At 42.8% G+C, this 21,601-nt stretch carries 13 protein-coding genes; 8 read left to right on the top strand and 5 right to left on the bottom strand.

Translation table 11 applies throughout. The features are described from left to right. Positions 1 to 3 precede the first annotated feature (3 nt). Both NU887_RS08535 and NU887_RS08530 read right to left on the bottom strand, forming a co-directional pair. Entirely contained in the window at positions 4 to 2,145 is a 2,142-nt protein-coding gene (locus NU887_RS08535; RefSeq protein ID WP_258422942.1) for an outer membrane protein assembly factor BamB family protein, read from the bottom strand. Positions 2,146 to 2,488: 343 nt separating this feature from the next. Beyond that, positions 2,489 to 3,976 carry a M28 family peptidase gene (locus tag NU887_RS08530; protein ID WP_258422941.1) on the bottom strand — a complete coding sequence of 496 codons (1,488 nt, stop codon included), beginning with the start codon at positions 3,974 to 3,976 and terminating at the stop codon, positions 2,489 to 2,491. Positions 3,977 to 4,176: 200 nt separating this feature from the next. Between NU887_RS08530 and gcvP the strand changes: the two genes are divergently transcribed. The 6 genes from gcvP to NU887_RS08500 all read left to right on the top strand — a co-directional run bounded on the left by gcvP (position 4,177) and on the right by NU887_RS08500 (position 13,810). Continuing rightward, the gene (gene gcvP / locus NU887_RS08525; protein ID WP_258422940.1) at positions 4,177 to 7,068 is read left to right on the top strand and encodes an aminomethyl-transferring glycine dehydrogenase; all 2,892 of its coding nucleotides are present in this window, start codon (positions 4,177 to 4,179) and stop codon (positions 7,066 to 7,068) included. A gap of 254 nt (positions 7,069 to 7,322) precedes the next feature. Further along, a complete protein-coding gene (locus NU887_RS08520; protein ID WP_258422939.1) occupies positions 7,323 to 7,688 on the top strand; it encodes a type II toxin-antitoxin system VapC family toxin in 366 nt (121 codons plus the stop codon). Positions 7,689 to 7,845: 157 nt separating this feature from the next. After that, on the top strand, positions 7,846 to 9,429 hold the full coding sequence (locus tag NU887_RS08515) for a M1 family metallopeptidase (RefSeq protein ID WP_258422938.1): 1,584 nt from the start codon (positions 7,846 to 7,848) through the stop codon (positions 9,427 to 9,429). Positions 9,430 to 9,682: 253 nt separating this feature from the next. Next, complete coding sequence (locus NU887_RS08510) at positions 9,683 to 10,921, top strand: MFS transporter (protein WP_258422937.1); 1,239 nt, start codon at positions 9,683 to 9,685, stop codon at positions 10,919 to 10,921. Further along, positions 10,918 to 12,441, top strand: a complete 1,524-nt coding sequence (gene treF / locus NU887_RS08505) for an alpha,alpha-trehalase TreF (protein ID WP_258422936.1) — start codon at positions 10,918 to 10,920, stop codon at positions 12,439 to 12,441. The genes NU887_RS08510 and treF overlap by 4 nt, the downstream gene beginning before the upstream one ends. A gap of 130 nt (positions 12,442 to 12,571) precedes the next feature. Next, on the top strand, positions 12,572 to 13,810 hold the full coding sequence (locus tag NU887_RS08500) for a purple acid phosphatase family protein (protein WP_258422935.1): 1,239 nt from the start codon (positions 12,572 to 12,574) through the stop codon (positions 13,808 to 13,810). Positions 13,811 to 13,815: 5 nt separating this feature from the next. Here the strand turns inward: NU887_RS08500 and NU887_RS08495 are convergent, their stop codons facing one another. From NU887_RS08495 to NU887_RS08485, 3 genes are all read right to left on the bottom strand, one after another. Continuing rightward, positions 13,816 to 15,303 carry a sodium:solute symporter family protein gene (locus NU887_RS08495; RefSeq protein WP_258422934.1) on the bottom strand — a complete coding sequence of 496 codons (1,488 nt, stop codon included), beginning with the start codon at positions 15,301 to 15,303 and terminating at the stop codon, positions 13,816 to 13,818. 27 nt (positions 15,304 to 15,330) lie between these two features. Further along, positions 15,331 to 16,263, bottom strand: coding sequence for a dihydrodipicolinate synthase family protein (locus NU887_RS08490; RefSeq protein ID WP_258422933.1), 933 nt, complete (start codon positions 16,261 to 16,263; stop codon positions 15,331 to 15,333). A 468-nt stretch (positions 16,264 to 16,731) separates the two neighbouring features. Then, positions 16,732 to 19,086 (bottom strand): TonB-dependent receptor, encoded by a 2,355-nt coding sequence (locus tag NU887_RS08485; RefSeq protein WP_258422932.1) that lies wholly within the window; start codon positions 19,084 to 19,086, stop codon positions 16,732 to 16,734. A 330-nt stretch (positions 19,087 to 19,416) separates the two neighbouring features. Here NU887_RS08485 and NU887_RS08480 point away from each other — a divergent pair, with 330 nt between their 5' ends. Beyond that, positions 19,417 to 20,283, top strand: coding sequence for a LytR/AlgR family response regulator transcription factor (locus NU887_RS08480; RefSeq protein ID WP_258422931.1), 867 nt, complete (start codon positions 19,417 to 19,419; stop codon positions 20,281 to 20,283). Between the two features lie 90 nt (positions 20,284 to 20,373). Next, the gene (locus NU887_RS08475) at positions 20,374 to 21,528 is read left to right on the top strand and encodes an acyltransferase family protein (RefSeq protein ID WP_258422930.1); all 1,155 of its coding nucleotides are present in this window, start codon (positions 20,374 to 20,376) and stop codon (positions 21,526 to 21,528) included. Positions 21,529 to 21,601: the final 73 nt, after the last annotated feature.

Genomic DNA, 21,601 nt, shown 5'->3' with positions numbered 1-21,601 from the left:
TAATTATTGTTGATTTGTATTGGGCAAAGAAAATGCTACATAAGCATCTCCTGACTTTGTTCCTTTTCCGCCGCCACATGCAATGACAATGTATTGTTTACCGTTTTTCATATAGACTGCAGGAGTTGCATGTCCGGCAGCGGGGAGTTTGGCTTCCCAAAGGACTGCTCCGGTATTCTTGTCAAATGCCCTGATTTTCTCATCTTTGGTCGCGGCGATGAAAACCAGTCCACCTGCTGTTGTGACGGGTCCTCCGTAATTTTCCGTGCCGGTAGGTGGAATCCCTTTTGCTGTCAGTTCGTCAAATTCACCCAAGACCGATTGCCATTTGATTCTTCCTGTATTCATGTCAATGGCCGTAAGTGTACCCCAAGGTGGATTGATTCCGGGATAACCGTCCTCAGTCAAAAGCCTTGAATAACCATTCATATAGTATTGAGGGTTGAGTCTTTCTTTTCCGCCTTCAAGTTCTTTCTTTTCAGCATTAGCATATTGCTCTAAGCCTAATAGATAATCTACCAATAATCTCCTTTCACTTTCTTGAATATGGGCAAATGCCGGCATAGCTCCTTTTCCGTTTCTGATCAAGTTGGCAAGTGAATCTTTGGAGAATTTGTCCTTAAGGTTTTCTATGGAGGGCACAGTCGGAGGATTTCCTTTAAGAGACATCCCATGACAGTTGGCACAATAGTTTACGTAAATACCTTGACCTACATTTTCAAACTTTGGGTTGGCAGTCATCCGGATCACCCAAGGGATCTGATTGGCATTGACATACATGGTTTGTGTAAAAGGATCAAAAGAAGAGCCTCCCCATTCTGCGCCTCCGTCCATTCCGGGAAAAAGTACAATGCCGTGATCTTGGCTCGGCGGTAGCCACATGTGGCCATATTTGACATTTTCGAGCTTTTTTCGGATATCCTGTTCCCACTCGGGGGTAAGGTTCAGGATGTCTTTTTCCTCATATACCATCCTCATATAAGGTTCAGGCAAAGTGGGATGCGGTTGGGTGGGCCAACTTTGGTCACCGGGGATTTCAGATTGGGGAACTTCCCTTTCCTCGATAGGCCAAATGGGTTCGCCGGTAACCCTATCAAAGGCATAAATATATCCCTGTTTGGATGTTTGGGCGATGGCATCTATCCAATTCCCGTCTTTTTTGATTCTGATCAGATTAGGATTGGCAGGGAAATCCCTGTCCCAGATATCATGGTGAACGGCCTGAAAATGCCAGATCCGCTGTCCGGTGTTTGCATCCAAAGCGACAAGCGAATTGGCAAAAAGGTTTTGCCCGTGTCGGTATCCTCCCCAAAAATCATAGGTTGCTGAACCTGTTGGGACATAGACGATTCCTCTTTCTTCATCCAGACTCATTCCCGCCCAGTTGTTAGCTCCACCGATCAACTCCCGGTATTCTTCCTGCCATGTATCATTGCCAAATTCTCCTGGATGAGGGATGGTATGGAAAATCCATTCTCTTTTTCCGGTTTTGATGTTGTATGCGCGAACGTGTCCGGGTGCAGCATCCAATCCTTCCGAAAGGCGCATGCCCAAGATCAATTTGTCTTTATACACCACTCCCGGTGTATTGGAAACAATCAAAAATTCTTTCAAATCTGTATCAAGATCCTTTTGTAAATCCACTTTTCCACCTTCTCCAAAAGTGGGGATTGGTCTTCCGTCATCGGCATTCAGAGCCATCAGCCAATTACCCGCAGAAAAAATTATTCGCCGGTCTTCACCTTCTTCCCAATAGGTCACGCCTCTGTTGGTTCCGGCCCAAGAATTTTCGCCTCCTAGCAACTGATAGGGATTGAACCGCCAAAGTAATTTGCCTGAGGCGGCATCCAAGGCAAAAACATTCAATTGCGGACTAGTGGCGTAAAGAATTCCATTCGCTACAATTGGCTGGCATTGGATTTGAGACCGGGCTGTAGAATCTGAGGTATTATAGGTCCATGCTACTTCCAGATTTTTGACATTCTCTTTGTTGACCTGATCGAGGGAAGAGTAACGTGCGGCGTCTTTGGTGCCTCCAAAAGTTTCCCAACCAGAGTAATCGAGGTGTTTATGGGAATCAGTTTCTGAACAGGAAATTAGAAAAAAACTAAGAAGGAGAATCAATGGTATTTTGGGGAGTTTCATATTCAAAATCAGTTTTGAATTAATTGGATGCTATAAGAGATCCAATTTAAAAATATTTTTGGGTAGAAATAATTCATTTCCATTGAAGGTGATATAGGTTGGTTTTACCTGTCATTCGCTTTCCGCAATAGCACCCTTTTTATGATATTTTTGAGACATGGAAAAATGATAAAAGTTCTTATTAATAATTAAGCCATTCACTCCTCTAACTTTTTTGAGTCAAAGAAATGAATGGCTATTTGATTTTTTTGCAAAAATTTCAATCCTATAAAAGCATAATCAAGGGTTGAATTTTAATCAATATCAATAAATATCCTATATCAATTAATATCTGATTAAATATCTACCTGTCGTTTGTTCCATCAACAGGTGTTCTTTCAGCCCTGTTGGCCAGATCCCAAGCGGTATGGAAAATCAACTTTGCCCTTTTGGTCATCAAAGGAAATTCGATCTTCTCCACAGTATCTGTAGGCTGATGGTAATCATCGTGAACGCCATTGAAGAAGAAAATCACAGGAATATTGTGCTTTGCAAAATTATAGTGGTCAGATCTATAGTAAAACCTGTTTGGGTCGTCTGCCGCATCGTACCTGTAATCCAGGATCAAATTGGTGTAAGTAATATTGTTGTACTCATTGATGACTTTCAGGTGGGAGGAAAGCATCTCTGAACCGATCACATAGACATAATCTTTGTTCTCGGCATTTTGATATTCATAATCAATCCTGCCTACCATGTCAATGTTGATGTTGTTGACTGTATTGGCCAAAGGGAAAATCGGGTGTTCAGAATAATATTCAGAACCCAACAACCCTTTTTCTTCCCCTGTTACATTCAGGAACAAGATACTTCTTCGTGGCTTTTTACCTTCTTTGGCTGCCGTTGCAAATGCTTCCGCAATTTCCATGACTGAAACTGTTCCCGAACCGTCATCATCAGCACCGTTGTTGATTTCGCCTTTGCTGTTGATGCCGACGTGGTCGTAGTGGGATGAAATGACTAAAACCTCTTCTTTTTTATCAGTTCCTTCAAGGTAGGCCATGACATTTTCTGTAGGCACGACTTTGTTTTGTTTTTTGACAAGGTAACTCGCTTTCTGTGCCTTGATGGATTCAGGATTGTTTTTAGCAGCTTCTTTCAATGTTTCCACCGGGGTGTCAAACAATGCCGCCATTTTATCGCTGCTCACCAAGAAAACAGGTTCCTGCTTGGTAGGTTCTTCAAAACCCAACCTGCCCGTTCCGCTGAGAGATTGATACCTGTTGGCAATTCTGTCAAAGTTTGCCTGTCCTTCCATCGTGACGATGACAATACCTGCGGCACCGGCTTTCATGATGTCCTGGATTACAGTCTGTGACCGAGAACCAATGGCCCAAAGCCCAACCAATTTTCCTTTTACATCTACTTTCTTCATATTTTCCTCAGAGGCAAGACCAAGGAAAACCAATTCCACTTTTGCAGCTTTTTTCAGGTCTCCATCTCCAAGAAATACGAAATCTTTATTGTTTACCAGTTTTTGTTTTCCAACTGTCAATGTAACTTCAGGATAGGAGACAGATACAAGGTTGAACTTCTGTAGGTATGATCCATCCACAGGACCTGCCAAACCCAAACCTTTATAAAATTCAACAAGGTATTCAGCTGCCATTTTTTGACCTTTGTCACCGGTGTTTCTGCCTTCCAATTCATCGGAAGCCAAATAAGTGAGGTGTTTTTCAAGGTCAGAAGCGGTAATTGTTGAAGCATATTTTACGACTCCTGCGTCTTGCGCAGATAGATTGAAGGAAAGCAAAAAGCTTAATGCTCCCGATATCCAAATTCTTTTTTTCATAAGTTATTTTTGAGACTATTCAAATTAAGGCATTAAACATAGAAATAATTTGAATTACATTAAAACCGTTTATCAATTCAGATGTTAATAGCTCGTATTTCTTTGTCTTTGAAATTCAATATGATTCAATAATTCTTACCTTTGCACAACCAAAAATCGAGCGGAATATAACCCAAGTAAATCCCCCCTTATTTATCGATATGAAGATTAATCTTAATCCCTCTACCAAGTTTGAAAATAGGCACAACGGCCCTTCAGCCGATGAAATTGCCGTCATGTTAAATAAAATCGGAGCGGCTACCCTGAATGAACTGATTGACCAAACGATCCCGAAATCCATCCAATTGGAGAGGCCATTGGACCTTCCGGAGGCAAAATCCGAAGCAGGATTTCTAAAGGAGTTTCAGAAACTGGCATCCAAAAACAGGATTTTCAAATCCTATATTGGGATGGGTTATTATGATACCATTGTGCCTGGGGTGATTTTGAGAAATATTCTTGAGAATCCGGGATGGTATACTGCTTACACTCCTTACCAAGCAGAGATCGCTCAGGGTCGTTTGGAAGCGTTGATCAACTACCAGACAATGGTCATGGACCTGACAGGAATGGAGATGGCAAATGCTTCCCTTCTTGACGAAGCCACTGCTGCTGCCGAAGCCATGACGATGCTCTATGCTTCCAAGTCGAAGGAAAAGAAAAATGCACACACCTACTTTGTAGATGAAAAAATATTCCCTCAGACTAGGGATTTGCTGATCACCCGTTCTGCCCCAATCGGAATCGAATTGGTGATTGCACCGCTTTCCACTTTGGACTTGACTGATCCGAATCTTTTTGGGGTAATGGTCCAATATCCAAACCTCGATGGGGAAGTTATCAACCATGCTGATCTGGTTGCAGCTGCCAAAGAGAACAATGTTTTGACGGCTTTTGCTTCTGACTTATTGAGCTTGACTTTATTGACTCCTCCAGGGGAAATGGGCGCTGATGTAGTCGTCGGAACAAGCCAAAGATTGGGTGTCCCAATGGGTTATGGCGGTCCGCATGCAGCCTTTTTTGCTACCAAAGAAGCTTATAAAAGACAGGTTCCTGGTAGAATTATCGGTGTTTCATTAGATAAGGACGGAAACAAAGCCTACAGAATGGCGCTTCAGACCCGTGAGCAACATATCAAAAGAGAAAAAGCAACTTCCAATATCTGTACGGCGCAAGTTCTCCTTTCTGTGATGGCAGGAATGTATGCGGTTTATCATGGTCCAAAGGGATTGAAAGAAATCGCTTTGAGAACACATGGCTTAACACAGTTGACAGCCAAGGCACTTGCAGAAATCGGTTTTGAGCAGACGAACAAAACCTATTTTGACACCATCAAAATAAAAACCGATTCAGTTCAGCAGTCAAAAATCAAAGCATTTGCTGTTTCTTCAGAATTGAATTTCAGGTACGAAGAAGGTGCTATTCTGCTTTCTTTCGATGAGGTCAAAACTTTGAAGGATGTCAAAACACTTGTAGAGGTTTTTGCAAAATCCACCAACCAAAAGATAAAATCAACTTGGGAGGAACTGGTCGCAGGACTGGAAATCAACCTTCCTGAGGGTATCAATAGGAAGTCAGAATACCTGACTCACCCGGTTTTCAACCAATACCATTCAGAGCACGAGATGCTCAGGTATATCAAAAGGCTTGAAAACAAAGATCTTTCCTTGGTTCATTCGATGATTTCCTTGGGTTCATGTACCATGAAACTCAACGCCACTACCGAAATGATCCCTGTGACTTGGCCTGAATTCGGTCAATTACATCCTTTCTGCCCACAGGATCAGGCAGCAGGGTATTATGAGATGTTCCAAAACCTTAGAAATTGGCTGACTGAAATCACAGGTTTTGCAGATACTTCTCTCCAGCCAAACTCTGGTGCTCAGGGTGAATATGCAGGTTTGATGGTCATCAGAGCTTATCACATCAGCCGTGGCGATCACCACAGGAACATCGCTTTGATCCCAACTTCTGCCCATGGTACCAATCCTGCTTCTGCTGTCATGGCAGGAATGAAGGTTGTTTTGGTGAAATGTGACGAAAGAGGAAACATCGATGTCGCTGACCTGAAAGCCAAAGCTGAAGAACATTCCAATGATTTATCGGCACTGATGGTAACTTATCCTTCTACCCATGGGGTATTTGAGGAGGCAATCCAAGAAATCTGCCAGATCATCCATGACCATGGCGGTCAGGTATATATGGATGGAGCGAATATGAATGCGCAGGTTGGTCTTACCAGCCCTGGCAGAATCGGTGCAGATGTCTGTCACTTGAATCTCCACAAAACATTCTGTATCCCTCACGGTGGTGGCGGCCCTGGAATGGGACCAATCAGCGTTGCCAAGCAATTGGTGCCATTCCTTCCGGGAAATCCTGTTGTTGAAACAGGGGGAACCCAGGCAATCCACGCGATATCCGCTGCACCCTTTGGCAGTGCAAGCATCCTTCCGATTTCCTATGCCTACATCGCAATGATGGGAGGAGAAGGACTGACCAATGCTACCAAAATCGCAATCCTAAATGCCAACTATATCAAAGCCAGACTTGAAGCGCATTATCCGATCCTTTATACAGGGATTCATGGCAGGGCTGCTCACGAGATGATTTTGGATTGTAGGGCTTTCAAGGAATTTGGCGTAGAGGTAGAAGACATTGCGAAAAGATTGATGGATTATGGATTCCATGCTCCTACTGTTTCTTTCCCTGTGGCCGGAACCTTGATGATCGAGCCGACTGAGTCTGAGACTATGGCTGAACTTGACAGGTTCTGCGATGCGATGATCGCCATCAGACATGAAATCCAGGAAGTTGCTGACGGCAACGCAGACAAAGAAAACAACGTCTTGAAAAATGCACCGCACACAGCGGCACTGGCTTTGGCAGATAATTGGGATTTCCCATACTCAAGAGAAAAAGCAGTGTATCCGTTGCCATATGTGAAAGGGAATAAATTCTGGCCAACCGTCAGAAGAATCGATTCAGCCTTCGGTGACAGAAATTTGGTTTGCAGCTGTATTCCTGTTGAGGAATATGTCGAGGCAGAAGCCTAACAAATGATTAAAATACTATTTATAAAGAAAGGAGCCGAGAGGCTCCTTTTTTGGTTTGGGAAATATTGTTAATTTTGATTATCTCAAAAATTAAATTATGGTTGTAATTATCGACAAAAACAATTTGAAGCAGCTCTCAAAGATTCTTGCTGAGAAGTTAGGGAAAGGTAGGAAACTTGGGAATCTGTCTAAGCATTTCGGGAAATTGAAAAGAAATCTTGATGGCTTGGAATACCAGATCGAAATAAGGAAAAATGAAGATTGATTTTGTTGCTGACACCAATTTTCTAATATATGTCCATGAAGGACGTGAAATAATTGAACCTTTTTTACAATATAATTTTGGAATTTCTTTTATTTCAAAGGTTGAACTTTTAGGTTTTTCAGGAATTTCCAAATCGGAAGAAGCCAAACTGACTGCACTTATAAAAGATTGTTTTTTAGTTGAATGGAGCAGTAAGATAAAAGAACAAACCATTCTTTTAAGAAGAAAATACAGCATCAAATTGCCGGATGCAATTGTGGCCTCAACTTCTTTAGTATTTGGAATTCCACTAATAACTGCTGACAAATCCTTTTCAAAAATCAAAGAACTCGATTTGGTCATTTTTGAAGTGTAGTGTTCCAACAATTATCTTTTCAACCACTTTTAGATAGGTAATTGAGTTTCTTCTCATTTACAAATATCCCTAGTTAGAAACATTCCTTTTCTTTTTTACCTCTCTTTTCACCAAATTGAATCTCGGTATTGTCTTTCCTACTACCAATTCCAAATCCATGAAGCACACCTTATTTCTATTTATAACACTCCTTTTCTCAAACTTAGCTTTCTCTCAAATCCAAAAGAACTGGGCTTGGGGTGGACCGATTGATCCTTTGCAGGCAAAGTTTCAGGTGATGCACTATCACCTTGAATTGGAGATTTTTCCCGAAAAACAGGAAATCCAAGGCTTCAACCGGGTTTCTTTTTCTTCTCAAGAGAAATTGGACACCTTGAGACTAAATCTCATCGAGGAATACACTGTCAGCAAAATCGTCATGGATGGAAAGGAAATCGCTTTCCGTCATTTTGGGGATACTTTGGATATTTTTCCCATTGATTGCACCTGTCAGGATGTGGAAATCCACTATGGGGGCAAAACCCCGATCGCCGTCCGTCCCCCATGGACTGGAGGTTTTACGTGGGAAATCGATCAATTGGACAACCATTGGATGGGGTTGTCTTCCCAAAACGAAGGGGCTAAAATCTTCATGCCCAGCCTTGACCATCCTTCTAGCGAACCGCTAAATGGCGTGGACCTTATTTTTACCGCACCTGAACCTTATTTTGTCGCTTCCAATGGCCGACTCGTGGATACCAAAAAATCCGATGAAAAAATCACATATCATTGGACGACCCAATATCCAATCAACAATTACAACATCAATTTTACTTTAGGTGTGTTCCATCAAGAATCCAAGATTTTCACAAGTTCAGACGGTACCGAAATCCCCATGTTTGTGTATGTCTTACAAGAAAACAGGGGCAAAGCCAAAGCGCTTTTGGATGTGTTGGACAACTCTGCAAAGACCTTGGAAAAATACTTTGGACCTTATCCGTTTCCCAATGATAAAATCGCAGTAGTCGAAACTCCTTACCTCGGTATGGAGCATCAGACCATCAATGCCTATGGCAATAATTTCCAGTTTGTACCCATGGGGACGGTTCAATATGATTGGTTGCTGCACCACGAACTCGGTCACGAATGGTTTGGGAATAAGGTTTCTGTAAAAGATTGGGCTGATTTCTGGTTGCACGAAGGGTTGACGGCTTATGGGGATTGGCTGTTTTTCCTCGAGCATGGGGGTGAAGATGCCTACCTAGAAAAAGTCGCCTCCGTCCGCAAGGGAATCGCCAATGCGAGACCGGTGGTTTCTCCGCGAAATTCCACTTCGGATTATGCTTACCATCCTGAGATTTATACCAAGGGAGCTTTTATCATCCATTCATTGCGGTATTATCTGGGAGATGAGGTCTTTTTCCCGATGCTCAAAGCCTTTGCTTCGGACGAACGATTTATCTATGAAAACCTTGTAGAGACGGCCGACTTCACAGGTTTTGTGCAGCAATATACTGGACAGGATCTGGAAGGGTTTTTTGATATGTACCTGAAAAGTATCCGCATTCCGAAAGTGAAAGTGTCCAAAAAAGGAAAGAAAGGCTATGCTGTGAGTCTTCCGAATATCACATTTTCGATGCCTGTCGAGATCAAGACTTCGAATGGAATGGAAAAACATGTCCTTTCCTCCAAGCCTGTGATGGTCAAAAGTGCAGGTCCGATTGAAGTTGATCCGCGTGGGTGGTATTTGCTGGAAAAATAAAGCCCACGAAGACACGAAGGCACAAAGAATGGCTCGCAAGGTCGATTTTGTGGTTCCCGCAAAAACGCAAGGGCGCAAAGATTTGTAGGCGTGTGGCTTAAAGCCTTTAGACTTTATAACTCGCAATCAATAAGCGAACAATATCAAATTTATTCGGATTCTTACTTTGGAATGAACCTGCTTTTTGGATAAAAATAATTACTTTCATTCCCAAACAATTTGTGACTTTGTGCCTTTGCGTGAACCCTCATCTATGAATTCAAAACTACTCGTCCGGCTCTCCCTGATTTTCAACTACATGGTATTCGCTGTGTTGCTCAACTCAGTGGGAGCAGTCATCCTGCAGGTTCAGCGGACTTTTGATGTCAGCAAGGCTGAAGCTTCGGTTTTGGAAGGTTTCAAGGATTTGCCTATCGCCATTTTCTCATTTATTGTAGCCTCATTTCTTCCAAAACTTGGGATCCGAAAAGGCATGTTGATCGCTTTGTTTGCAGTGGCGGCCATGTGCTTCTTGATGCCGGTGATTGCCGATGAGTTCTGGTATTTCAAGGTGTTGTTTGCCGTGGTTGGGGTCTCCTTTGCGATCATCAAAGTCAGTGTCTTTGCAACGATCGGCTTGGTGACTGACTCGCCAAAAGAACACAGCAGCCTGATGAGCACCATTGAGGGTTTCTTTATGGTCGGGGTATTGCTTGGCAATGTATTCTTCAGCCTTTTTGTCAACGACAGCGACCCTACCTCCCAATCCTGGCTGAACATTTACTGGTACCTCGGAGCGATGACTTTGGTAGCTGCTTTGTTGCTGTTTTTTGCCCAAATCAATGAAACTGAATCCAAAAGGGAAAACACCAAGGCTTCGGATGAATTCTTCGACATGATAAAGCTTGTCGCCAAACCGCTTGTGGTAGTATTCGCGGCATCGGCCTTTTTGTTTGTACTGATTGAGCAAAGTTTCATGACCTGGACACCGACATTCTATCAGGATGTATTGAAAGTCCCGGCAAGTATGGGAATCCAAGCGGGTGCGGTTTTGGCAGGAGCATTGGCTATCGGAAGGTTGCTTGCAGGATTTGTATTGAAAAAAATCCATTGGCTCACCTTCACACTTACTTGTACCATTCTTGTTGGAGCCTGTGTTTTGTTGACTTTGCCGCTCACTTCCGATCTTCCGGTCATGAATGAAACAATTACTTGGTTCAATGCTCCTTTCGTCGTTTACCTTTTTCCCATATTGGGAATCTTCTTGGCACCGATTTATCCCACGATCAATTCTGTGGTATTAAGTGCACTGCCAAGGTATATGCAAAGTTCCATGTCTGGCCTGATTGTGGTGTTTTCTGCCTTGGGAGGGACTACCGGATCGATTATCACCGGAAATATTTTTGAGTCATACGGTGGCACCACCGCATTTTATTTTTCGCTGATTCCTATTGTAGGACTTTGCATCATATTAATTTTGTTGAACATTCAAGTCAGGAAACAAGCAGCATGAAATTTTACGAGCAACCGGAAGACATATACCTGGAACTTTTTGAAGTGATCCAGATGAGCGGGGTTTTTCCTGATTCCAAGACTTTCGTGGACAGTATTCCCAAGCGGGATGTCAATGACATTTTGAAGGATTTTTACGAGGAAATAAAAACCCCGGGATTTGACCTGAAATCATTTCTTGACAAAAACTTTGATTATCCCGAAGAACCGGAATACAAAAAACTCAATCTCCCCAAAGCCATCAACCTAGAGGACAGGCTCAAGTTGCAATGGGATCTCCTTACCAGAGAAGCGGATGAAGAGGTGGAAAATTCCAGTCTGATACCTTTGCCACATCCCTACATTGTGCCGGGAGGAAGGTTTCGGGAGATCTATTATTGGGACAGTTATTTTACCATGCTGGGGTTGAAAGTCTCGGGAAGAACTGACCTGATCGAAAACATGGTGGATAATTTTGCCCACCTGATCCGAACCGTCGGCCATATTCCCAATGGAAACAGAACTTACTTCCTGTCCAGATCGCAGCCTCCTTTCTTTGCCAAAATGGTTGAATTGTTGGCTGAGGCCAAGGGAGACGAAGAAATCATCAAGAAGTATCAACCTGAGATATGGATGGAATACCTCTTTTGGATTGAAGGGGAAACAGAGATTCCTTTGCCCGGAAAATATTATAATCGTGTGGTCAGGATGGATGACGACACCGCGCTTAACAGGTATTGGGATGATGAAAACACCCCGCGAGCAGAATCCTTTGTGGAGGATGTGGAACTTTCTGACCAATCCACCCGCTTCCCAGAAAAGGTTTTCCGCAACTTGAGGGCTGCCTGTGAATCAGGTTGGGACTTCAGTTCAAGATGGCTTTATGATCCCAATGACCTTAGAAGTGTACAGACCATTGCCTTGATTCCAATAGACCTCAATGTGCTGCTTGCCGAAACGGAGCGGATCATTATTAGAGGCATGAAACTAGAGAAAGAAGATTCCAAGGAAATCACGAGGATGGAACTGTTCCACAAAAACAGGATGGAGGGAATTGAGCGCTATTGTTGGGAAGAGGAAAGGGGAATCTATTTGGATTACCATATCAAGTTTAAGGAAAAAGTAGAGCGACCTTCTTTGGCCATGCTGTATCCGCTGTATTCCGGAATGGCCACTTCAGAACAAGGAGCTCGTGTATTGGAATATGTTGAAAAGAATTTTCTAAAACCAGGAGGATTGGTAACAACAAATTTCAATACCGGACAGCAGTGGGATGCTCCCAACGGTTGGGCGCCGCTTCAGTGGATAGGATTTCAATCCATGCTCAACTATGGCAGAAAAGACCTTGCCAAAACTTTGGCAGAAAGATGGACTTACCTCAACGAATCGGTTTTTGACCGTACCGGAAAAATGATGGAAAAGTATAACGTAGAGGACCTCAGCCTTGAAGCCGGTGGCGGAGAATATCCTGTTCAGGATGGATTCGGTTGGACAAATGGGGTGTACCTGGCGATGAAAGAATGGCTAAGAGAAAATCCATAAATAGTAAATAACCCCTCCAAGGGTTTGGAATCCTTGGAGGGTTATTACCTCAACGTTATTTTTTCTACCATTTTTTGAAACCCTGATTTTAGCAGGTAGCTTTAGATTCCAATACCAACCATTTCCTCCCATGACAAACTTCAAAAGAATCCTTTTCCTCCTCAGCTTTGTCCTGATTGCCCAGTTAGGCTTTGCCCAAATTGAACCTCATGCTTTTTACCTCACTTGGACTTCGGATCCGACTACGACGATGGATGTGGATTGGCACATGGATGAGATCAATCCGACGACATTGTATTTCAGGAGAAAGGGAACGGAGAAGTGGCATTCATTTGAAAGTGATGTGCTGCCATATCCTTTTTCGCCAAGGTATATCCATCGGGTTGGGATTCAGGGTTTGAAGCCCAATACCGAATATGAACTCAAGTTTGCTTCATCGGAATCGGTCTATTATTTCCGGACCCTTCCAAAAAACCTCAACAACAAATCCCTCAAGATCGCCATCGGTGGGGATTCCATGCACCAAAAGGAATGGTTGGAAAAAACCAACCGTGTCGTCACTTCCCAAGATCCGGATTTTGTAATCATTGGAGGAGACATGGCTTACGAAAATGGCCTTGCCGAAAATATCCAAAGGATTTACGACTGGTTTGATGCCTACAAAAATACTTTGGTGACAGCAGACAAAAGAATTCTGCCCTGCATTGTGGCAGCCGGTAACCATGAAGTGGTTGGAGGATATTATACCCGGCACGAAGGCTATGTCCAAAACAATGAATTCCGGGCACGCATCGCTCCGTATTTTTACAGTCTGTTTTCTTTTCCCGGCCAACCCGGATACAATGTCCTCGACTTTGGTGATTACCTGAGTTTGATCATTTTGGATACCGAACATTCTAACCCGATTCCCGGAATACAAACAGATTGGTTGACAAAAACATTGGAAGAAAGAAAAAAAGTGAACCACAAAATCCCGATTTACCATGTTCCGGGTTACCCTTCAGTGAGGGAATATGGCGATAGGGTACAGACTTTGGTCAGGGAAACCTGGACACCGATCTTTGAAGCAAATGGCGTGGAGATCGCCTTTGAAAATCATGACCATGCTTACAAAAGGACCTTTCCGATCAAAAATATGGAAGTCAACGAAGACGGAATCATCTATGTCGGTGACGGTTCGTATGGAGTCACACCAAGGAAAATCCATTCAGTCGACAGTACTTGGTACCTGAACAAAGCCCAATCTATAAGGGCATTTACTTTACTCACTGTGGAAGAAAACCGTTGGAGTTTCGTCTCGATAGACGAAGACGGGAATGTGATTGATACTTTTCCCGAAAGTCCTTTGGCTGTAAAAAAGGAGGATTAAACCAATCACTTTCCAATTTTGCGGGAGCTGAAAATCCAACTAAATATAAATCCCACCATGAAAATAGCCATCGTTCCAAAGACGATGGCTAAATTTTTATGCAGCGTGAAGGAGGGTTTGATTGCGTCGGGAAGGAATTCTCCCAAACTGATCCACGCGATCACTGCCAATCCCGAAATGACTGCGGAAATGGCAGGAAAGTTTGTTTTGGTTTTTCCCAAAAGTGCAAAAAAGAACAAACCCAAAATGCCTCCGCTAAAAATCGATGCCAAAGCCCACCAAGCCTCCAAGGCACTTTCCACCCCGTTGAAGGCGAGCCCCATAAGGATACCCAAAATTCCCATTCCCAAAGAAGCGGCATACAAGACTTTGATTTGGGTATTTTGGGACGGGTTTGGTTGGATGTATTTTTTGAAATGGTCTTCGAGAATGACTGTTGCCGAACTGTTGATGCTTGTAGAAACCGTACTCATCCCTGCGGAAAAAATGGCTGCAATCACCAATCCCGAAATTCCCGGCGGCAAAACAGTTGCTATAAAGTAAGGAAAAACTTTATCGGCTTGCTCAATACTTTCGAGTTCAGGCGGCAAAGAGTCGGAGAATACTTGGTAATAAGCGTACAGACTCGTCCCAATCACGAAGAACAACAAGGAGACAGGAATGTAAAGTAAGCTTCCGAACCAAGTGGACTTTTTGGCGTCCTGATCCGTTTTGGCACTTTTGTAGCGTTGGATATAACTTTGGTCAATGCCAAAATTCTGAAGGTTGATGAATAAGCCATAGACCAAAACCACCCAAAAGGTACTTTGGCCAAGGTCTGAGGAAAGACTTCCCAAAGAGAGTTTGCTGTCTTTCTGGGCGATATCCCAAATCTGCTTGATTCCTTCCGGCATATGGGAGACAATCAAAATAAAACAACCCACAGCACCTGCAATCAGTACTATTCCCTGTACTGCATCTGTCCAAACTACTGCCGAAATCCCGCCCATAGTCGCATAAACCACCACTCCTAATCCGGTAAAAAGGATAATCAAAGAAATACTCCAACCAAACAACACCTGCATTGGCAAAGCCAAAAGGTACAAGATGGCGCCCATCCTCGCGAGTTGGGTCAGGAGGTAGCAACTCGATGCATAAATCCTCGCCCACGGCCCGAACCTTTCCTCCAAAAAAGCATAAGCCGAAGGGCTTTGGAGTTTTCGATAGAGGGGGACAAAATACCTGACAGCGATGAAGGCAGCTATAGGAATGGACAAGCTAAAAACAAACCCATTCCAATTGCCTTGGAAAGCGCTTCCTGGCAATGCCAAAAAACTGATGCTGCTCACGTAGGTGGCGAAAATCGACATGCCCAAAGCCCAAGCCGGTAACTTCCCGCCGCCGGTGACAAAGTCAGCTGCCGAGTTTTTTCTGAAGTAAAAGGAAACCCCAAAACCAACGATTCCAAACATATAAATCAGGAATACAATCAGGTCGAGGCTGTTGATTTTCATTGTTTTGGGACAAGTTGGATCAAGATGCTATACCGTTTTTACTTTAAGTAGAATTTTTTCAAGGTTATGGATAATGTCTTCTTTGTGTTTCCTGTCGACTGGGAGAAGCGGAGTTGCGAGATGCGGTTCACATATTCCCAAAAAATAGAGGCTTTCCTTGACGCCACAAAGGTAACTTGAGCTCTTTGGACTGGAATTGTATAGGCCGTTTGAAATCTCTAAAATCAATGATTGAATCTGATCGACTTTTTCAAAATCCTTCGCTTTCGCTGCCTCAAACATCTTTACATACAGCGATGGGAAAATGTTGGCACCGCCATTGACTCCACCGTCCGCACCTGAAAAGATGGCTTGCCCCAACATTTCTTCAGGGCCGACAAGCAAGGAAAATTCAGGATATTCCTGTTTGATAGGGATCAATTTCTGGAAGTAAACCCCATTGCCCGAACTGTCCTTCAATCCGATGATATTGGCGTGCTTGGCAAGTTTTATCACAGTTTCCGGGGCAATATTAGACTTAACCATTGCAGGGAAATTATATAAAAACAAAGGCAACGGGCTTTGGTCGGCTAGCTTCACATAATAGTGGAAGATATCATCCTGATCCAAGGCAAAATAATATGGCAATGCAGCTACCACCGCCACGGCGCCGTTTTCCTTGGCAGATCTTGCCAATTTGAGGCTGACTTCCAAAGATGTATGGGTAATCCCTACAAAAACGGGTGTTTTTCCATTGGCTTCTTTGCAGGAGATTTCGATCAGGTCTTTTTTTATCGCCGGCTTCAGACTTGCTGCTTCACCGGTAGTCCCAAGAATGAATATACCCTGAACGCCTCCATTGGCCAAGTGTTTGACGACCCTTTCGACTCCCTTTTTGTCCAATTCCCCATTGGAAAGTAAAGGTGTCACCATCGGAACCATGATGCCTTCAAAGGCCGGGACATTGCTGCTTTCAGTCATTATCTAAAGTTTAAAGAAGAATATCAAAGATTAGCCCATTATAATTTGGGAAGGGTCACAATTTATAAAATTAAATATGATTTTCCTTCTGGCGCTCTTAAAGACCCCATATTTATCAGAGATGAATGACGGTAGTTCCTCCGTCATCCGGAGTCCTCAGCATTTTAATTTTTAACGATGTTATGTCGGAGTCGTCACACTGATCCGCCGCGGCGGATCAGTGTCTCATTATTCTAAGATCTTTCTCCCGTACAGCTGTCGGGATCGTACCTCGGATTCAAGATGACGCTACACCAACCGTCATTCCTTTTCTGAAAATTTGGATTTACCGATTTCAAAAAACCAAAAAGTTTACGCTACAAAAGTAAATGAGTTTACATTGCCACCGTAAACGAGTTTACTTCCGTAACGTAAACTTCTATTAATCACTTTTTAACCTTGGTGATTATTTGAATTTATTAATTCTAATCAAAAATTAAACTTTGCGCTCAACAAGAAAATCCTTGTTTCCCTCTTTGCATAAAAATCCTGAGAAAATGACGCAGTCCTGTTTTCACCTGCAAATCTCCGCGTGTCGAAAATATCACGTACGCTCAATGCAAGACTTCCTCTATCTTTAAAGAAATTTCTCATCACGTTGGCATCTATAAAATATTGGGCAAGGTCTCTTCCTTGGGCTTCAATTTCAGGAGAATCATAATTTGCCACAATCTGGAAATTGATTCCTAGTGGAAGTTTGAAATCACTGGTAAGTTTGGTATTCCAAGCAAAACCTTTGTTTATCGATCCATTTTCGACATTGGAACCGTCGACGATGATCCTAAACATCGTCAGACCTCCGCTGATATTCCACCACGGTTTGATTTCTCCCAATCCTATAAATTCTAAACCATAAGAAACAGCCGTGTTGAGGTTCTCCGGCTGGATGTAGGAAATCCCATCCTGAATGATGGTAATCATGTCTTCCTGCCCATCTACATGTCTAAAAAATGCATTGGTGGTAAAGCTTGACTTAGCTCTATTTAGCATGTGCCCGAATTCCAAAGAATGGATTTTTTCCGGCTGAAGGTTGGGATTACCTCTTCTGATACTGAGTGAATCGGTGATATCCGGAAATGGATTAAGTCTCCAAGGTCTTGGCCGGTCGATTCTTCTGCTGTAAGTAAATTTCAGTGAATTTTCCTCGTTCAACTTGTACAGCACCTGCGCACTTGGAAACAAGTTGAGGTAATTCTGCTTGTTGATCTCATTCGTGTTGATGAGTTCGGTGTTGAGGTTGGTATATTCTCCCCTTAACCCAAATGAGTAATCAATTTTATCCGAAGATGCTGCGTAAATGAAATATCCTGCATACACCTTATCTTTGTAGATAAACCTGTTGCTGATGTTGGGATCGGTGACAAAATCCTGGTTTCCTTCCTGAAATCTCTGAAAAATGAAATCATTGTCAAATTCCCTCAAAATGGATTTCAGACCGGTTTCAATTTTCTTTTTTTCTGACAATGGATGGATATAATCCGCCTGAAAAACATAGATGTTTCTTTTTTCGTCCGTAAATCCACGCTCCTGACCTGTAAGGTTTTCTTCAGTTGCTTCAGTTGAGTTAGTGAAAACATCAATATTCTGAACCTTGTATTGGTTTCTGTAAGAACTGCTTGCCAAAAACCGGAATGACTGATCGGGATTGTCAAATGTCCTTTCATAGATAATCGCGTTGTCTACGCCATCATCATCTTCAGTTTCGTTGTTCCTCCTGACGAAATCCAAAATCGGTGCTCCGGTGGAGTTTCTGCTGAGTTGGGAATACAGAGTGTTTACCTGACTGTCCACATTGGTAGTGAAAACCCCCTCGTAGCTGATGATATTTTTGCCAAAATAGTAATCCCCACCGTAGTTGAAAGTATGCCCGATATTTTGGGATTCAGAATCAGTTTCCTGTAAAAGCCTTTCATCTTCTTCGAAAAGAATGCGGTCAGAAGTTCTCTTTCCGACATCCCTCCAGTCTCTGTAATTGTATCCACCAAATACATTGTACTTTATGGTTCGGTGGTTGAATCTTGCTCCGGTATTCATCCTTCCCCGAGTGCCATAAGTCAATTCTGCGCTGCCGTTTGTTCCGAGGTCTTCGCCTTTTTTGAGGATGATATCTATCACACCGCCTTCCGCATCGGCATCAAACCTTGCATTGGGATTGTTGATGATTCTGATCTGATCCACGGCACTTGCTGGTAGTTGATCGAGGTTTTGAGTCAGGGATGAGTTGCGGCCGTTGATAAGGATATTTGTTCCTGTGCTTCCTCTCAAAGCAATCGTCCCGTCATCACCCACACTGATCGAAGGTGTATTTCTGAGGATGTCAAGCAAGGTACCGCCTAGGTTTGACATATTGGCTTCGGGATTGATGGTGATGCCTTCCAGATCTGCCCGAAGGGGGATTTTTGACGTCTGCACGACAACTTCTTGGAGATCTTGGTTTTCACTTTTGACCTCGATCTTTCCCAGATCTTTATTGCTATTTAAAACGATGTCGGTGATGGTTTTTTTATCATAGCCGATAAGGTAGAAATTTAATTCATAATTGCCGTTAGGAGCAGAAAGGGAAAATTCTCCAGAGTCTTTGGTATCCGAAAAGGTCACAGGAGTATCTGTTCCAGGTTTGAAAAGGGCAACCTGCATAAACAGTACCGGCTGTTTGGTATCAGCATCAATAACCCTTCCTTTGATGGTCAAGGAATTGTCTTGAGCATTTGAAATAAAGGGAAATACAATAAAAAAGGTAATACTTAAATACCTGTAAAAAGCTGTACCGGGTAAAATTTTCATGAGAATCGCTATCAAAATAGTGTTTGTACACTTTTATTAACCCAGTGAAGCCCTTTGTGGTTTGGGAAAAAGACTGTTTTTATTCTAAAGGGGAAATATATTCCATCAGTGGAAGGAATCCCTAAGTCATTATTTGAACAAGAAACCTTTTTCATTTACCATAACACACTTTTTAATTCTCGCGTGTAAAGCGCAGTAAAATCTGGAAACACCTTTAAATGAATTGCGAAGCTTTGATAAGATTTGGTTGCTTTGGATAAAGTGGTTGGAGATTTCTGCTAATTTTATCCAACCAAGCTTCCAACCCACAATTAACCATAAAAGGAAACCATGATTTCAAATCTTAAAGACTTTGTAAACCAACCTTATCCTTTTTACTACAAAGGCAAGCAACTTTTTTACTTTGCACTGCTGATTTTTATGATGAGTGTGTTCTTCAATTATTTTTTTGAGCCCTTCGATAATTATGTACCGGAACACAAAATGGATTTCTTTTGGATCAGCGTGATCCATTCAGTCAATGCGGCTTTGGTAGTTTTGCTTCTTTTTGGACCAATCGGCATGAAAATAAATGAGGACAAATGGACCGTCAAAAAAGAAATGGTACTTGCCACGGCCTTATTTGTAACCATTGGAATATTTCAGTTTTTGATCAGAGACCTGATCTATGACAACCCCTACAATTGGTCTTGGAGATACTTCTTTGAAGAGATCCGAAATACCTGCCTCGTGGGGATTTTGTTTTTTGCGATCATCGTCCCGATCAATTTTATCCGACTGAAAAGCCAACATGCAGAACTCGCTTCCCAATTCAATGCCAAGCCACATCCGGAAATGTTGACAGACAGTCAGGAATCAGTTGCCATTCAGACCCAACAAAAAAGTGATGACTTTTCACTTGATCCCAAAGGATTTCTCTTTGCCAAAGCGGATGGAAACTACCTCGAAATCATGGTCAGCCAAAATGGAGAAATCCAAAAACTGCTGAAAAGGATGACGCTGAAGGAGTTTGAAACCCAACTCAAAGCGCCGGACCATATCATCAGAACCCACCGGTCTTACCTTGTCAACCTCCATCATGTAAGCGATATCAGGGGAAATGCACAGGGCTACCAACTTCATTTGACCCATCATCCTGAGACGATTCCGGTTTCGAGAGGGATGATTCCTCTGTTTGAAAGCCGCATCAATGCCTAGACTTTGTCATTCATCACAAAACCTTGACAGCCATCCCAAGGCTGTTTTTTTCTCTTTTTTGATTTCTACATTTGACCAAAAGAAAAGAAAATGCGCAGGTACGATTTGGATTGGCTTCGGGTCATCGTTTTTGGATTGTTGATATTTTACCATGTGGGGATGTTTTTCGTTCCTTGGGGTTGGCATATCAAGAATGACATCATCTATCCCAACCTCCGTTGGCCGATGCTTTTTGTGAACCAATGGCGTCTGCCCATCCTGTTTGTGATTTCGGGAATGGGAACATTTTACGCATTGTCTAAGAGAAGCGGCGGCGCTTTTGCCAAAGAAAGAATCGCAAGGCTGCTGATTCCATTGATCGCCGGCATTATCCTGATAGTACCGCCGCAGGTATACTTTGAGCGCTTGGACAAGGGGCAGTTTAGCGGCGGGTATTTCGACTTTTGGCCTTCGGAAGCATTTATCGGAGTCTATCCGGAAGGAAATTTCTCTTGGCACCACCTTTGGTTTTTGCCTTACCTGTTGTTGTTTTCTTTGGTTTTGATTCCGGTATTTTTGTACCTCAGGGACCATCCGCAGGCGGGGATTCTGAGAGGAATGCGGAAGTTGGCGGCAACACCATTCGGTCTGTTTTGGTTGGTCATACCGCTTTACATCTGGGAATCTCTGGTCGAACCTTTCTTTGAATCCACCCATGCTTTGGTCGGGGATTGGTTCAATATCATCAATTTCATCACTTTCTTTTTCTATGGTTTTCTGGTGGTATCCGTCAGGGAGATTTTTTGGAAAACAGTTCTGGAAAACCGTCGCAAGTACCTGTATTTAGGTTTTGTAGGATTTACGCTGATGGTTGGTTTGAGGCAGCTTTATGAAGATTCGGTTTTGGTGCATTTTGTTGAGGCGGTTTTCAAAGTCATCAACCTTTGGGCTTGGATCTTGGTTCTGTTTGGCTATGCTGCTGCCTATTTGAATAAACCGAGCGCACAACTCACTTACGCCAATGAGGCGGTTTATCCGTTTTACATCCTCCATCAAACCATCACAGTCGCATTGGGATATTACCTGATGCATGCAGATTTGGGGCTTTTTGTCAAATTTTCCCTAATGTCAATCGGAACTTTTGGAATAGCCTGGCTGATCTACGAATTCGGCATCAGGAGATGGAATTGGGTCAGGCCCTTGTTTGGGTTGAAGGGGAAATTTAAAGAGTTGAAAATTAATTCTTTGGAGGGTTCCAGGATTTAAAGATTCATTTTGATGATTTTTAACAGGAAATTTTCAGTTTCTTTAAGAATAAATAAAACCCCATTCTTTATAG

The organism is Aquiflexum gelatinilyticum (assembly GCF_024741135.1).
Lineage (GTDB): Bacteria > Bacteroidota > Bacteroidia > Cytophagales > Cyclobacteriaceae > Cognataquiflexum > Cognataquiflexum gelatinilyticum.
Note: the sequence above shows the minus strand (reverse complement) of the source record. Positions and strands in the feature narration are given on the sequence as shown.

What these genes read in the sequence shown, in the direction of transcription:
- NU887_RS08535 (WP_258422942.1), bottom strand. Translation starts at nt 2,145, where the DNA reads ATGAAACTCCCCAAAATACCATTGATTCTCCTTCTTAGTTTTTTTCTA.
- NU887_RS08530 (WP_258422941.1), bottom strand. Translation starts at nt 3,976, where the DNA reads ATGAAAAAAAGAATTTGGATATCGGGAGCATTAAGCTTTTTGCTTTCC.
- gcvP (WP_258422940.1), top strand. Translation starts at nt 4,177, where the DNA reads ATGAAGATTAATCTTAATCCCTCTACCAAGTTTGAAAATAGGCACAAC.
- NU887_RS08520 (WP_258422939.1), top strand. Translation starts at nt 7,323, where the DNA reads ATGAAGATTGATTTTGTTGCTGACACCAATTTTCTAATATATGTCCAT.
- NU887_RS08515 (WP_258422938.1), top strand. Translation starts at nt 7,846, where the DNA reads ATGAAGCACACCTTATTTCTATTTATAACACTCCTTTTCTCAAACTTA.
- NU887_RS08510 (WP_258422937.1), top strand. Translation starts at nt 9,683, where the DNA reads ATGAATTCAAAACTACTCGTCCGGCTCTCCCTGATTTTCAACTACATG.
- treF (WP_258422936.1), top strand. Translation starts at nt 10,918, where the DNA reads ATGAAATTTTACGAGCAACCGGAAGACATATACCTGGAACTTTTTGAA.
- NU887_RS08500 (WP_258422935.1), top strand. Translation starts at nt 12,572, where the DNA reads ATGACAAACTTCAAAAGAATCCTTTTCCTCCTCAGCTTTGTCCTGATT.
- NU887_RS08495 (WP_258422934.1), bottom strand. Translation starts at nt 15,303, where the DNA reads ATGAAAATCAACAGCCTCGACCTGATTGTATTCCTGATTTATATGTTT.
- NU887_RS08490 (WP_258422933.1), bottom strand. Translation starts at nt 16,263, where the DNA reads ATGACTGAAAGCAGCAATGTCCCGGCCTTTGAAGGCATCATGGTTCCG.
- NU887_RS08485 (WP_258422932.1), bottom strand. Translation starts at nt 19,086, where the DNA reads ATGAAAATTTTACCCGGTACAGCTTTTTACAGGTATTTAAGTATTACC.
- NU887_RS08480 (WP_258422931.1), top strand. Translation starts at nt 19,417, where the DNA reads ATGATTTCAAATCTTAAAGACTTTGTAAACCAACCTTATCCTTTTTAC.
- NU887_RS08475 (WP_258422930.1), top strand. Translation starts at nt 20,374, where the DNA reads ATGCGCAGGTACGATTTGGATTGGCTTCGGGTCATCGTTTTTGGATTG.